Below are 14,585 nucleotides of genomic sequence, written 5' to 3' on the forward strand. Positions count from 1 at the left end.
GAAACAGCGACAGCATCTGGATGAGCACATCACATCCAGGCTGTCGCTGTTTTTAACTCGTCAGTAGGGCCGACGCCTTTTAAAAAATCAAAGGAAATGCCACCGTCACGAAAGCCGCCCAAATCCCGTAAACGGGCAAGTACGCAGTAACGGCATTTTGGATCGCGGCGGGTCCAAGTTTGTTGCGCAGAAACTGCAGATACGTAAGCATGATCCACAGCAGATTTGCCCAGATCAATAGATTGATGCCCAGGACCGCTAGCCGGTTCGGCGTAATCCCGTAAGACGAGAGCCTGAAGACGATAGCCGACAGCGCCACACTGTCAATCACAAGCGCAAGCACGATGAGCGCCAGGTTGATATAATCCGAAATGTTCTTTTTCTCGGCCGCACCGCTTTCGGTAATGGAGAAGATGGTGACAGCCAGTACAATAAGCAAGATGCCATTGAAAGATAGGAGGAAATCGCGATCCAAGAACGGATTTTTCCCGACCGCAATCACCGTAATCAGATAGACCAGCAGGGTAACCAACACAAGCGGGCTAAAAATCTTGGCGATATAGGGGGCAATATTTCTAGCGAGTTTCAGGTTCTTGGTTATAAGGTAGGCAGCCACCACGGCAAGCGCGGCCGCGCCGAATAGAACGACATTTCTAAAGTAAAAATCCTCGATATTCATGCCGACAAACCGGAATAACTGCATCGTTAATGCGGTTAGCAGCATGCCGCTGATTGCCATACTGGCGTAAAGAATGGCGAATTCCCCGTTCCATTTTAAATAAGCCAATCTCGTGCTGCCTGACCTGAATTCCTTCCCTGTAAAAGCAAGCCCTACGACGACCCACAGGAAAATGGGAAGGTGCAGATACACCAACAACATGCTGTCTGTCTTCTCAAGCGGAAGGAGGTTTAGATATACGCCGGAGAGCACAAATAGCGATGCCAGGGTGGCGAGCACCTTCTTGCCGGGGGCATTCTTGTATACGAAATACGCCGCAATAAAGGGAAATATCCCATAGACCAGGTTAATCGGAGCGATGGCATGCTGTTCGGTATACTGGAAAATAACGCGGCTGACCAGTCCAGCCAGTAAGGCCAGAATGCCCATGACCAGGAAATCTTTTTGAAAGATGGAAGCTCTTTCCGTCGTTTCAGCTTCTTTAAAATGCAATCGTTCCTGCCATACGGCAAGAACCTGCGAATCGGGATGCTGCTCTCTGACGCTGGGGAAGGCCGATTTGAAAGCTTCGGGATCACGCCTGAACAGCCGCTCCAATTCACGAGGATTCGCCATGTTGTGAATGATTGAATGGTGAATATCCATGTTACTCCCCCTCTTCTTCTTTCATTTTATACTCCAAAATATCGCCAGGCTGGCAATCCAACGCTTTGCAGATCGCTTCCAGCGTCGAGAATCGAATCGCTTTAGCCTTGCCGTTCTTCAATATAGAGAGATTCGCCATCGTAATCCCGACTCTCTCCGAAAGCTCCGTTACGCTCATTTTCCGTTTCGCCAGCATCACATCAACGTTAATGATAATCGCCATGTCGTCACCTCAGACCGTCAAATCATTTTCAGATTTAATATCGATTGCCTCTTGCAGCAGCATTTGGAGCACAGCAGCAAACACAGCGATCACCAGCGAAGCGACAATCATCACCATGCCGATAACAATAATGCCCGGTGCATCGTCCTTTTCCCCAAGGAGATAAAAAAGCGGCATGCCAACGACATACAATCCGCTGAATGCGATTGCGCAGTATTTAATCTTTTGTAAAGCGCGTACCGACAAGGCCGAAAAAGCCTCGTTCTTATCAATATAGTTTAGAAGCTTAAACGCCTGGTACAAGGCCATGTAAAAAGGAATCGCCGTTGCCAACAAATCCAGGTCAACCAGATATTCCAAATACGCATAGTCGGGATACAATTCCGCTGCATAGTTTCCGATCTCCGGCAGCAAAAATATGCACAAAGCAAGCACAGGCAAACCAATTAAGAAAAGGGCAGCCTTTAAAAAAAGCGTCGATCCTCGTTTCATCACATGCACCTCTTTTTGTTTTTTCGAATTTAATCTATCACAATATTTATCGTTTTTCAATAAATATATACCGTTTATGGGTAAAATTTTATTTTTAAAAGCCACCCCATGTGGGATGGCTTTCAACTTGGCGCATCTATTCCGCGATACTTAGAGACAACAGCTTGCCGTCTGCTTTGGATTCCGAATACGTGATCGGCAGCCTCCCATTCGGGAACGGCACCTCAAACCGGTAAACACCGATCTTATCATCGCTTTGATCCACGACTTCTTTGCTTTCATAGCCGCCTTGAACGCCTGCCTTCGTCAGCAGCTCCATGATCGTTGGCAGGCTTGCACCTGTGTATTTGCCCTGCAAGTAATGGGTCCATGTCAGGTCATCCCACTCGGGAACCTTCACGTCAACACCACCCTTCTTCAGCGCCTCCAGTAGCTTGACGACCATGCGTCCATCTCCTTCTTGCACGGCAGAAGCAAGCGCAAGGTATGCCCGGTTCGTCGTCGGCATGTAGTTCGTATTATTTTTTGCAGCCAGCATGTCAAATAGATCATCGGTATTTGGTTCTGCGTTGAACCAATAAGTGTGGAAATCCGACGGATTTACTCGACTTGTTGCCGGAATCAAGAATCGCCCATCGTCGGAAGCACGGAATACTTGGGTGATATCAAAGCGGCTGGGGTATTGCAGGGCAAACACATGTTTACCGTCTCCGCTAACCATGATTTGAATGGACAGCGGCTCGCGCGGCTTCTCCTCGTCAGTCAAAATCGACGCAGCGCCCCTCATACTCGAGTAATAAAAGCTGCCATTGCTGGCGGTCTCCCGGACAAGTCGGTACATCAAACGGCTCTTGTGCATGATGGGGTTCACCTCAATTCGCGTCGAATTTCCTTGTACCGTGCGGATTTCCTCATTCACCTGCCATGTAATTTCGGCGATTCCCCGCAATTCCCCAGGCTTCTTCTTTTGGGACAAGTCAGGCAGCCTTATGTCCAAGCTGTAATCTCCCGTCTGGAAGTCGTAAGCTGTGTACATCATCTGTGACGCATAGAAAACGTCAGAGAAATTCGGCCTGTAGAGGAAGCCGTCAAGCCGCTCTTTGCTGCCGAATTCAAATGCGCTGATATGCCTTCCGGAAGCTGCAAAGATCCCTGCAAAGACCAGTACGGGCACGAGCAGCACACTTACCATGTTAACCGCTCTTTGAGCGCGAATCTCTCCGAATGGCTCATCCGGTACCTTCGCGCCGTCAAGCGTCAACTTCAATGCCAGCCTTCTCATCAACGCGCCAATCAGCAAGGTCCCCACACTTGCGTAAACGATCAAGGGTACAGCGTATCCCCATGGGGGCGTCAGCAAATGGAATGGGCTGATAAGCAGTGTGCACAGCATAGCAAGCAGCGCAAGCGGAAACAGCGTGCGGAAATAGCGCCGAAATAGGCGGGGTGCCTTCGCCATTGCTGCTCCGAAGGATACATTTTGGAGAACCATTAGGTAAGGGGTAAGCGAATAGAACAGTAAAGCAAACATGAGTAGGAATCCTAAGGGGACCAAAGCTACCGCGATGAAAACGATCAGCACGCCTGTCGCGTTTTGAAAGAGCGACCATGCCAGCATGCGGCCAAAATAATGACGTCCACACCGGATCAGCGGAACTGTCCTGCTGTTCAGAACCCACGCTTTCAAACCGCCGAGGTACATCCCCCGAACAAAGCTTTGCACCGCCATAACTGCCGCTGAGACTACGATAGCCGTGATACCCCAGGACTGAGCTCTGGTCTCCAAATACGTATATGGCATTTTCAGATCTGCCAGCGAAGGCATGTAGAGGGGAATCGTTGCTTGAATCCCGGTTGCCTGCACGGCTGCCCCCGTTGCAGCTGTCGATGATTGCGAGTAAGGAAATAAGGAAAAACCCCAATAAATGCCAAGTCCGGTCACCACGGTAACCAACACCTCAAACGCCATCACCAAAGCTACGAGTCGTGTATAGGCCATCTGTGCCTCCTTCCAAAATACCAATCCCGGCGGTTAGACTTTGCCACATCCAACCATTTCCAAAATTAGTGTACCATATCCTACGCTTGAACGGCTATCGTGGATCCGTGTGGCCTAACAACCTATTGTTTTGAAAATAAAAGTGGTAAACCACCTCTATTTGCTTCACATCTGTCTTTCGCGGGAAAATAAGAGGAGTGAACCACTGCTATTAGGAGAACCGCGAGGGCAAACCCCTCTTTTCGCAGTAATAGCGGTGGTTTGCCCCCCTTATTCTTCACGAATCGCCGTGCATCGCACCAATAAGCGTGGTTTACCACGCTTATTGAAACTCCATTTCCCGCTCAGCTATAGCCGCTAAGAGGGGCCAGACCCTGCTAGCTACGCGAAATTAGGCGATTTCGGCGAGTTAGAGGGGACCAGGCCCTTTTAAAACCCGTCATTCGAGGCGAAACCCACTCGGCAATGACCATTAAGAGGGGCCAGACCCTGCTATCTACACATAATCAGGCAATTTGGGCGAGTTAGCGGGGGCCAGGCCCTCTTAGCCTCCGCCATTTCAAGTGAAACTGGTTCCCCCTATGACCTCAGCCCCATCAAATCCCAATGGATTTCGCCACAATCTTCTTGTTCAAACAGTTCTTCCCGATCACGTAATTTGGGCAGGTCCCTGATAAATGTCCCTCTCCAGGGTCCTTCTCAGCATATTCGAAGAAAACGGTTCTGCCGTCCTACAAGGACGGTAGCGTCTACTAATGGCGTAGAAAAAAAAAGGACGCCTCCCAAGCCTCCGCTTGGATTGCGTCCTTCACCTGATAGCGCAGCCCTGATCTTCAAGGGCTGCTCCGTTTCTAAACCTTACCTTGCTTCCGCCGCAGCCTGCGCCTGCACGTGCTCCACCGACTCGGTGAGGCGTTCTTTGCTCATCGCCAGCGCCATGATCACGGCAATCGCGGTCGGAATGAGCGCCCACAGGAACGTCGTCGTGATCGACGAGGAGAGCGCGGCCGTGATTTTATCCAGCACGGGCGCCGGAATTTGAGCGCGTGCCTCCGGTGCAAGCAGCACGCGCGGGTCGGTCATCGCCGGATTCTGCGCGAGTCCGGCTCCTTGCCCGCTTCCCGCGAAGATGTCCTTGAGGCTCGCGGTGAAGTCGTTGCGCTGCAGAATCCCGAACAGCGTGATTCCCAGCGTCATCCCGAGCGAGCGGATGAACGACATCGTTGCGTTGACCGAGCCGCGCTGCGCGGGCTCGAAGTGGTGAATCGCCGCGTTGCTTAGCACGGAGAAGCTGGCGCCGATGCCGACACCGGTGACGATCATGCACAGCGTCACGAAGAAACGGCTCGTGTCGACCGTCAGTGTCGTCAGCATCAGCATCCCCGCCGTGAACACGAGCGAGAAGATGATCATAATGCTGCGATACCGGATTTTGCTCATCAGGAAACCGCCGCCCACCGCAGAGAACACGGAGCCGAGCATCATCGGCAGGAGAACAAGCCCGGAGTTCGTTGCCGTACCGCCGAGAACCCCTTGAATGTAAATCGGGATATACACCGACGCCGTGATAAACGCCATGCCTGTTAGAAGACCAAGCGCATTGCTCGTGGAGAACAGGCGGATTTTAAACATCGGGAACGAAATAATCGGGTCTGCTGCCTTCCGTTCAATGAAGACAAACGCGATGGCCAAGATGGCAAATGCAGCGAACAAACTAACAATAACCGCCGAATCCCACGCATACTTGTTGCCACCCAGTTCTAAGGCGAACATGATGCTGACCACGGCACCGATCAGGGTAATCGCACCCCACCAGTCGATTTTTTGCTTCTGATGGACAGGCGATTCCTTGTAGAACACGCTGATGAAAATTAACGCCAGCAGCCCAATCGGAATATTGACATAGAAGACCCAGTGCCAGCTGATATAATCGGTAATGTACGCGCCAAGCAGCGGCCCAAAAATACTCGACAACCCGAAAACCGCGCCGAACAATCCGCCCAGCTTGCCGCGCTGTTCCACCGGTACCGTGTCGAACATAATCGTGAATGCGATCGGAATGAGCGCCCCGCCACCGATACCTTGAATCGCCCGGTAAATACTAAGCTGTACGATGCTTTGCGCCGTTCCACACAGGATGGAGGCAGCAAGAAATACGATTAAGCCAAAAATGAAAAACCGTTTGCGGCCGAACATATCCGACAGCTTGCCGAATATCGGCATCCCCGCCATTTCCGCCACCATATACGCCGAGGTCACCCAGACAAACTTGTCGAGGCCTCCAAGATCCCCGACGATCGTTCCCATCGCCGTCGCGACAATCGTGTTGTCCATCGACGACATCAGCATCGCCAGCAGTAAGCCGGCTAACACAAAGCCGACTTGATTTGTTTGTTGTTTCGCCATTTCCACACATTCCTTCTCTCATTATTGAATAGCTTACACTTGGCGTTTATTCGCCACGTCAGCGTCTTTGTTTACAGTTAACTCCTCTTTGTATTCCACAACCCCGATCTTGCAGCCGGGCCCAATGTGAACCTTCGTTCCGCGAATGACGTCCGCATGCGTATGCTCCACATAAATATCATCGCCTTCGATGATACCCACCGTCAGCTTCGCACTCGCCAAAGGCCGGAAAAACAAGCTGAACGGATGCAGCAAGGAGGCTTTGCGAATCTCAATGCGTTCGCCACCGATTTCATTCGCCTTGCATGTTTGATACAGCTTAATGTCGAGCGTACCGGCGTTCAGCAGACCGCCAACGTCAAACATCCCTCGAAGACGAAGCCGATCCGCTTCGAAGTCGCCTGCGGTTGCAATGTGTCCCTTCACATTGACTTCCTTCGCCGCCAGCTGGCCTTTCACTTCCAGCAGACCGGATCCCGTCAGCTTGTGAACGACAGCGTCTTCGCTGATCGTGACCGTACCTGAATTTTTCAGCGATTCCGCTTGTACGCTGCCGGTAATGGCGCAAGTCCCAACAATGCCAAGCCGTCCGCCTTGCAGCCTGCCCGCCATCTCCATCGTGCCGATGCAAGACAGAGAGGTGCAAGTCAAGTCGCCTTCTATGATCGCTTCCCCGACAACCTTCACTTTGTCAAAATGTCCGCCGCCTACCGTCGAGCTTCCTGTAATGCGAAGGTTGCCATTCGCGGCGCTGCTCTTCCGCATGATTGCTCCCATACGTTTCCCCTCCTTTACCGGGTTATTTGCTCAGCCCGATTCACTTTCGCGCGCGGGTCCTGGTCCAGCTTCGTTGTGTACTCCACGACTCCGATCTCACAGCCCGGCCCGATGCGCACCGTTGCGCCGCGAACGATATCAGCCGTCGTACACTCCAAGTTGATGTCGTCGCCTTCAATCACCTTGGCGGTCAGCCGGTTGCCGACCGGCAGGGGAAGCTTCTGCAGCCATTTCGCAAAATCAATGCCTGCCTGCTTCCGCACCACAATCTGCTCCCCGCCCAGCTCCGTAATGACCGAAGGGCCATGCAGGGTCAACTGGATGCGATCGGCGCTCAACAGCTCTGCGTTAACCCGGCCCTCCGCTGTGAACGTTTCCGCCTCGCAGTTTCCTCGCAGCAGCAAGGAGCCGTTCACCTCCATGCTTTCGCCCGCCGCCGAGCCCCCGATTTTGACGCGGCCTGCAAGCGCCACCCGCTTCACCTGCACGCTGCCGTCAACCGTCGCCGTGCCTTTCAAATCCGCACGTTCCGCGGTAAGGCTTCCGTGTACGTCCAATCTGCCGTTCAGCACAAAATGTTCGCAGCGAATGTCGCCCTCGACACGTCCGACACCGTCAATTTTCGCCGTCTGAAAGTCGCCTCCGCCCGAGGACCCGATTCCCGAAATAACCAGATTCCGCTGTTTCCGCTCTGTCTTCATGAGCTTCCTCCTCTCCTACACCGTTGTCAGTTTAAGCTTGAGCTCCTCGATCTTCTTGCCGACATTCATACGCAGGACCTCTTTCGCGCCGCGCTCTGCGAACACTTCGCTGCCTGCCGATGCGAGCAGAAACAGACTTACACCCATTTTGCGGAAAAATAACAGATCGCAATCTTGCCCTTCGAATTTGCCATAGTTGTCTTGCAGCGTAAGGAGCAGCGCCCTGCCTTCGTCCACATTCATTTCACCCGACTGCAGGCCGTCGTCGAGCATGTAGAGAAACAACGTTTGGGCAAAACTATACGTATCCGCCTTGCCCAGTACACTCGCGGCATGCTCCGCTGCCACTTTTGAAACAATGTTTCGTTTCACTAACTCCAACCAATCAATTTGTACCGTAGAGGGAACGACAGAGAACACATCAGCCAATTCATCCAGCGATAAATCGTCTTTCATATTCGTAATTTTATCGATTCTAGCCAGAATCAGCGCTCGCGGGAAAAACGTCTCCTGCCCGGTAAACGCAGACTTTCGGATAAACCAGGCTTCCGGGATCAAGTTTTTCCGCTTCCAGCGGTACAACTGGCCGTAGGAAATACCGGTCAATTCAAGCAATTCTTTTTTGGAAATCAGATCATCCTCCATAAGGAATCCCTCCTCACAAAACAGTGTAACATAACATTGTTACGTTGTAAATGAGATGGCACTTCCCTCCGCTTTCCATTACAATGAAAATGACATTGCTAGAAACGACTCGGATGCAGGTGATGATTTCATGTTTAAACTTTTACTCATTGAAGATGACGCAACTTTGTTTACCGAAATCAAAGAACGGCTTGCCAAATGGTCGTACGAAGTTCACGGCATCTTTGATTTTAACAGAGTGCTCGAAGAATTTATCGGTCTCAAGCCCGATTTAGTCATCATCGACATCCAACTGCCGAAGTTTGACGGCTTTCATTGGTGCCGCTTGATCCGTTCGCATTCGAACGTGCCGATTGTGTTTCTTTCTTCACGCGATCATCCGACCGATATGGTCATGTCCATGCAGCTTGGTGCCGACGATTTCATCCAGAAGCCGTTTCATTTTGACGTGCTTATTGCGAAGATTCATGCCATCCTCAGACGGGTCTATAATTACAATACCGAGCAATCCACGAGTCTCAAAACGTGGTGCGGCGCCACGATCGATTTTGAGAAGAACCTTGTGTCGACGCCTGACGGCTCAATTGAATTGACGAAGAATGAAATCTATATTCTCAAGCTGCTGATCGAGCAAAAGAATACGATTGTCTCACGCGAAGCAATCATCAACAGCTTGTGGAACGACCAGCGGTTCGTCAGCGACAACACCCTTACGGTGAATGTAAATCGGCTGCGCAAAAAGCTGGACGAGCTGGATCTGGGGCGCTTCATTGAAACTAAAGTCGGGCAAGGCTACATCGCGCTGGAGGAGCACACCTCCTTATGATCCGAGTGTATCTCATCGAACGCAAAAGCTGGCTGTTCATGTTCGCCGTCGCCCAGGTCCTCGTTCTCTTGATTGCCTATCTCGATTACGCCATTCCGCTTGAGCCGCTGCTCTATATCGTTTTTCTGACAACCCTGCTTTTCATCATCTTCCTGACTTGGCGCTACAAGAAGGAAACCTCGTTCATCAAACGCTTGCAGGATTGGGAAAATAGTCTGGACATGTCCGGCATCGGCGAGGCTTCCAGTCCTTTCGAACGGGCCATTGAGCAGGCGCTCACCGACCAGACGAACCGACTCCAGCAGCTCGCTTCCCAGCAGCAAATCGCCCTGGAGCAGGAAAAGGACGAACTCCTTTCCTGGATTCACGAGGTCAAAACGCCGCTCACCGCCATGCACCTCATGATCGGACGGCTGGGCGACGAAGCGCTCAAAGCCTCGCTCACTTTTGAATGGCTGCGCATTCACCACCTGCTGGACCAGCAGCTCCATCAACAACGCCTGCCTTCGATAGAAAATGACATCCTCATCGAGAACGTGGACCTCGAGCCTCTTCTCTACATGGAAATCAAGTCGCTGCAATCCTGGTGCATGCAAAAGGGGATCGGCTTCGACGTCCAACTGGACGCCGCGCAGACGCTTAGCGATGCGAAATGGCTCGCTTTTATCGTTCGCCAGATCCTGACGAACGCGGTCAAGTACAGCGATAAGCAAGCGCCCGACATCATCGTGAGGAGCTTTAGCCAAGACGAGCGCGTCGTCTTCGAAGTCGCCGATTTCGGCCGCGGCATCGATCCGAAGGATGTGCCCCGCATTTTCGACAAAGGCTTTACGTCGACGACTTGGCATCAAGACAGCGCTGCGACCGGCATGGGGCTATATCTTACCCAGAAAGCCGCGCATTCGCTCCATATCCGGATCTCCGTGCAGTCGGAGGTTGGCAACGGCACGACCGTTACGCTCTATTTTCCGAAGCCCAACGAGCTCGTTCGACTTACAGGCGTGTGACAAAGTTGTCACATGCCTGTCTGCTTTGTTCGGCCAATCGAAGGATAAATGACGGGGAGCTTTTTATAATAAAGCTATCGTTTGAAAGGAGTGTGCAAGCAATGCCCATCTTACATGCAATGAAAATTCATAAAAGCTTTGGCAATAAACATAACAAGCAAGAAGTCCTGAAAGGGCTCGACCTCGCCATTGAAAAAGGAGAGTTCGTCAGCATCATGGGCCCTTCCGGTTCCGGGAAGACAACGCTGCTCAACGTGCTTTCCTCCATCGACAGCGTGAGCCAGGGCTCCATTCAGATCAATGGCCAAGAAACGACAGGCATGAAAGAAAAACAGCTTGCCGAGTTTCGGAAGCAGCATTTGGGCTTTATTTTCCAGGACTACAATCTGCTCGACACGCTGACGGTGAAAGAAAACATTATGCTGCCGCTGTCCATTACGAACCTCTCCAGAAAAGAAGCCGAGCACAAATTCCAATCCGTCGCCTCCGAACTCGGGATTCTGGAGCTTCAGGATAAGTACCCCAACGAAATTTCCGGGGGACAGAAGCAGCGTACTTCCGCAGCCAGGGCGTTCGTGCACGAGCCTGATATTATTTTCGCCGATGAGCCTACGGGGGCGCTTGATTCCAAATCGGCTTCCGACATGCTGAACAAGCTGAGCGTGCTCAACCAAAGCCGGCAGGCCTCCATCGTGATGGTGACCCATGATTCTGTCGCTGCGAGCTATAGTTCACGCGTTGTTTTTATTAAGGACGGCCAGATTTACTCGCAGATTTATAGAGGCCAGGAAACAAGACAGGCGTTCTTTCAAAGCATCATGAAAACGCAAGGCGTGCTAGGTGGTGTGCAGGTTGAGTATTAATCGACTGATTTTGCAAAATCTGAAAGCCAATCTGAAGCACTATTATTTGTACGTATTCGCTTTAATGTTCAGCGTCGCGCTGTATTTCGCATTTGTCACCCTGCAGTACGATCCAGCGCTGGATGCCGCCAAAGGAACGATTAAAGGCGCGGCCGCGATAAAATCCGCCTCTGTCCTGCTGATCGCCATCGTTACCATCTTCAACTTGTACGCCAACAATATGTTTGTGAAAAGGCGGAGCAAAGAAATCGGCCTGCTGCAGCTTATCGGCATGACTAAAATGAAAATTTTTCAGATCTTAAGCACTGAAAATTTTATTTTATATTTCGGCTCCCTACTCGTCGGCGCTTTTATCGGGTTCTCAGTATCCAAGTTAATCCTGATGATCCTGTTTCAAATTACCGGTGTGAAAGCAGTTGCGACACTGCATTTTTCATTTCAGGCATTCGTTCAAACCATCGTCGTTTTCAGCGCGGTCTATCTTTTCATTCTGTTGGTCAATTATTTATTTATCAAGCGGCAGAGCATCCTTGCCCTCTTCCGGGTGTCCTCTTCAACGGAAGCAAAAGTAAAGTCCATGTCGACTTCGGAAACGGTCATGGGCGTGTTGGGCATCAGTCTCATTCTGCTCGGATACTACGTCTCTTCGCGGCTGTTCTCCGGCAGCATCACGACAGCAACTGCTTTATTATCCAGCATGCTGCTGATCCTGGCTTCCGTTATCTTTGGCACCTATCTCTTCTATAAAGGCTCCGTACGCTTGATTCTGAATGGCATTCGCCGGAGAAAAAAAGGCTTGCTGCACGTTCATGAAGTGCTTTCGCTGGCTTCGATCATGTTTCGCATGAAAGCGAGCTCGCTTCTCTTGACCATCATTACAACGGTCTCGGCGCTTGCCATCGGCCTGCTCTCTTTGAGCTACATCACGTACTATTCCGTCGATAAGACAGCCAAAAACAGTCTGCCCGCCCACTTTGTTTTTACTAAGCAGCAGGATGCGGACCCGTTGACGAAAGCCTTGGATGACGGCGGGATTCCGCACAAAGACACTCGGATCGAAGTTCTTCAAGTCAAAGCGAATCTGGATCAAGTGCTGGATGCCAAAGGCGGTTTGATTTCGGAGCCGGGTCCCAGACAGATGGCAGTCATCAGCGATGCCTCGGCGGGAGCGCCGGATGTGGGCAAGGATCAACTCCTGTTCACTGGCGCCAGCGATGAAATGTTAGCCCTCGTTAACTTTCATAAAGGCGGCATTACGCAAATTCTGACACCGACGACTACCGTCCCGCTCACGTACACCGGCATCGCAAAACAAGCTTTTGTTTCCTGGCATTTTATGAGCAGCTCCCTGCCCGTTGCCATCGTGGACGATGCGACGTTTCAACTGCTTAAGCAAAACCTCGATCCCAGCATTCAAAGGAACGCCTCCGTCTATCTCGGGATTGATATCGCAGACGCGAAAAACTTAGAGAAAGCGAACCAATTGTTCCACAGCTTCTATGATAAAGATCGAAGCAGTTATGGTTCCCGCCAGGATATGGCCGCAGAATCAAGAAACCAGATGGGCTTGCTCATGTTCATCGTCGGCTTCCTGGGGCTGACCTTCCTCATTACGTCCGGCTGCATTCTGTATTTCAAACAGATGGACGAAAGCGAAGACGAGAAATCGACGTATACCGTGCTCAGAAAGCTTGGTTTTACGCAGACCGACCTTCTAAACGGGATCAAAATGAAACAATTATTCAATTTTGGCATCCCTTTGGTCATTGGACTGTTTCACAGCTATTTCGCGGTTCAATCCGGCTGGTTCCTGTTCGGAACCGAGCTTTGGACGCCGATGCTGGTAGTTATGATCCTCTACACAGCGCTGTACTCGGTGTTCGGTCTTCTGTCCATCCGTCACTATAAGAAAGTCATAGCTTCGGCCTTGTAATTCTGTATACAGCGCAAGAAAGCCTGCATCTTCGGATGCAGGCTCTCTTGTTTGGAGGAGGTGACGGCGGCAGGAACCTCATGACCGCTGCATACGACAAACAACACTGGACCTGTATTTCCTACAGTAAAATTAAGGAAAATAAGGGAATTTTTCGAAGAATCCTGCATTTCCTACAGGTAAATCGCCGCTTGCCCCCTGATTTTCGCGAAAATAGGGGGCGAGTACGAAATTTTCATGTAGATTTTGCATGATTGTACCCTCTACGACCCCTTTTATGAGAAATTACCTGTATGTTTTGCAGGAAAGGGACCGAGAACAACCGAGAAAACTAAAAAGCCACAGCCCCCATCAAGGGACTGCAGCCTCCAAATTCACTATGAATTAAAACACAAAATCATCATCCTGGAGCGCCTCAACGTGAATCGTGCGCACATACCCGTTTCCTTTTTTGGAGAAAAAGTCATGCTGCTTCGTCTTCGTGCTGAGCCCGTTCAATACGATCGGATTAATCTCCTCTTCCTCGAACATCGGCTCCACGCCCAGGTTCATGAATGCTTTGTTCGCGTTATAGCGAAGGAACGCCTTCACATCGTCCGCGAGGCCGAGCGGCCCATACAGGCTGTCCGTATACTGCTCCTCGTTCGCGTGCAACTCCTTGAGCAGCGCGCACAGTGTCGCGTACGCTTCATCCTGCTCCGCAGGGCTCAGCTCGGCGTACACCTCTTGCGCCAACACGCCTACGTACAGCCCGTGAATGCTCTCATCCCGCAAAATCAAATCGATGATTTCGCCGCTGCTCGTCATTTTACCTTGGCCCGCGAGGTAAAGCGGATAGTAGAAGCCGCTGTAGAACAGGTAGCTCTCCAGAAGAACCGAAGCCGCCATCGCGAGGTACAAGTCTTTATAGGTCGAAATGTTTTCGTAGTAATGCGAAATTTTCGTCGCTTTGAATTGCAGATGCGGGTTGCGCTCCACCCACTGGAACAGCTCGTTGATCTCTTCGGTCGTCGACAGCGTCGTGAAAATCGAGCTGTACGACTTCGCATGAATCTGCTCCATCATGCCCATGAAGCTGAGCACCGCTTTGCGCTGCAGGCCATCGACGTGCTCCAGAATTTTCGGCATGCCGACGCCGCCTTGCATCGTATCGAGCAGCGTCAAACCGCCCAGCACCTTCATGTACAGCTCGCGTTCCTCTGCGCTCAGCGTAATCCAGGACATTTTATCGTCGGAAAGCGGAATTTCTTCGTCCGTCCAGAACTGCATAATATTTTGATTCCAGAACGTTATCGTAAAATCGTCATCCGGACGGTTCCAGTTCACCGCTTTTCTGACGATCGGTTTGCTAATGGTAGGTGTAAAAGACATGTATCGGGTTCCCCTTCC

At 51.3% G+C, this 14,585-nt stretch carries 13 protein-coding genes; 4 read left to right on the forward strand and 9 right to left on the reverse strand.

The annotated features are described in order from the left end of the window. Window positions 1-79: 79 nt before the first annotated feature. The 8 genes from EJQ19_RS23375 to EJQ19_RS23410 form a co-directional block, all read right to left on the reverse strand. Window positions 80-1,324 carry a DUF4153 domain-containing protein gene (locus tag EJQ19_RS23375; RefSeq protein WP_126143658.1) on the reverse strand — a complete coding sequence of 415 codons (1,245 nt, stop codon included), beginning with the start codon at window positions 1,322-1,324 and terminating at the stop codon, window positions 80-82. 1 nt (window position 1,325) lies between these two features. Next, window positions 1,326-1,547 (reverse strand): helix-turn-helix domain-containing protein, encoded by a 222-nt coding sequence (locus EJQ19_RS23380; protein WP_126143659.1) that lies wholly within the window; start codon window positions 1,545-1,547, stop codon window positions 1,326-1,328. Window positions 1,548-1,556: 9 nt separating this feature from the next. Further along, on the reverse strand, window positions 1,557-2,039 hold the full coding sequence (locus EJQ19_RS23385; protein ID WP_126143694.1) for a DUF2975 domain-containing protein: 483 nt from the start codon (window positions 2,037-2,039) through the stop codon (window positions 1,557-1,559). A gap of 136 nt (window positions 2,040-2,175) precedes the next feature. Continuing rightward, complete coding sequence (locus EJQ19_RS23390) at window positions 2,176-4,038, reverse strand: hypothetical protein (protein ID WP_126143660.1); 1,863 nt, start codon at window positions 4,036-4,038, stop codon at window positions 2,176-2,178. Between the two features lie 858 nt (window positions 4,039-4,896). Next, the gene (locus EJQ19_RS23395; protein ID WP_126143661.1) at window positions 4,897-6,444 is read right to left on the reverse strand and encodes an MDR family MFS transporter; all 1,548 of its coding nucleotides are present in this window, start codon (window positions 6,442-6,444) and stop codon (window positions 4,897-4,899) included. Between the two features lie 33 nt (window positions 6,445-6,477). Further along, the gene (locus EJQ19_RS23400) at window positions 6,478-7,221 is read right to left on the reverse strand and encodes a cell shape determination protein CcmA (RefSeq protein ID WP_126143662.1); all 744 of its coding nucleotides are present in this window, start codon (window positions 7,219-7,221) and stop codon (window positions 6,478-6,480) included. A gap of 14 nt (window positions 7,222-7,235) precedes the next feature. Then, the gene (locus EJQ19_RS23405) at window positions 7,236-7,922 is read right to left on the reverse strand and encodes a polymer-forming cytoskeletal protein (protein WP_126143663.1); all 687 of its coding nucleotides are present in this window, start codon (window positions 7,920-7,922) and stop codon (window positions 7,236-7,238) included. Window positions 7,923-7,937: 15 nt separating this feature from the next. Continuing rightward, on the reverse strand, window positions 7,938-8,567 hold the full coding sequence (locus EJQ19_RS23410) for a YhbD family protein (protein WP_126143664.1): 630 nt from the start codon (window positions 8,565-8,567) through the stop codon (window positions 7,938-7,940). A 130-nt stretch (window positions 8,568-8,697) separates the two neighbouring features. Here EJQ19_RS23410 and EJQ19_RS23415 point away from each other — a divergent pair, with 130 nt between their 5' ends. The 4 genes from EJQ19_RS23415 (at window position 8,698) to EJQ19_RS23430 (ending at window position 13,196) form a co-directional block, all read left to right on the forward strand. Beyond that, the gene (locus EJQ19_RS23415) at window positions 8,698-9,393 is read left to right on the forward strand and encodes a response regulator transcription factor (protein WP_126143665.1); all 696 of its coding nucleotides are present in this window, start codon (window positions 8,698-8,700) and stop codon (window positions 9,391-9,393) included. Continuing rightward, a complete protein-coding gene (locus EJQ19_RS23420; RefSeq protein ID WP_126143666.1) occupies window positions 9,390-10,400 on the forward strand; it encodes a sensor histidine kinase in 1,011 nt (336 codons plus the stop codon). The genes EJQ19_RS23415 and EJQ19_RS23420 overlap by 4 nt, the downstream gene beginning before the upstream one ends. A gap of 101 nt (window positions 10,401-10,501) precedes the next feature. Continuing rightward, the gene (locus EJQ19_RS23425; RefSeq protein ID WP_126143667.1) at window positions 10,502-11,263 is read left to right on the forward strand and encodes an ABC transporter ATP-binding protein; all 762 of its coding nucleotides are present in this window, start codon (window positions 10,502-10,504) and stop codon (window positions 11,261-11,263) included. Then, on the forward strand, window positions 11,253-13,196 hold the full coding sequence (locus tag EJQ19_RS23430) for an FtsX-like permease family protein (protein WP_126143668.1): 1,944 nt from the start codon (window positions 11,253-11,255) through the stop codon (window positions 13,194-13,196). The genes EJQ19_RS23425 and EJQ19_RS23430 overlap by 11 nt, the downstream gene beginning before the upstream one ends. Window positions 13,197-13,580: 384 nt before the next feature. Here EJQ19_RS23430 and nrdF read toward each other — a convergent pair whose 3' ends face one another. Beyond that, window positions 13,581-14,567, reverse strand: a complete 987-nt coding sequence (nrdF, locus tag EJQ19_RS23435) for a class 1b ribonucleoside-diphosphate reductase subunit beta (protein WP_126143669.1) — start codon at window positions 14,565-14,567, stop codon at window positions 13,581-13,583. Between the last annotated feature and the right edge of the window lie 18 nt (window positions 14,568-14,585).

It is taken from the genome of Paenibacillus whitsoniae (genome assembly GCF_003955665.1).
GTDB lineage: Bacteria > Bacillota > Bacilli > Paenibacillales > NBRC-103111 > Paenibacillus_E > Paenibacillus_E whitsoniae.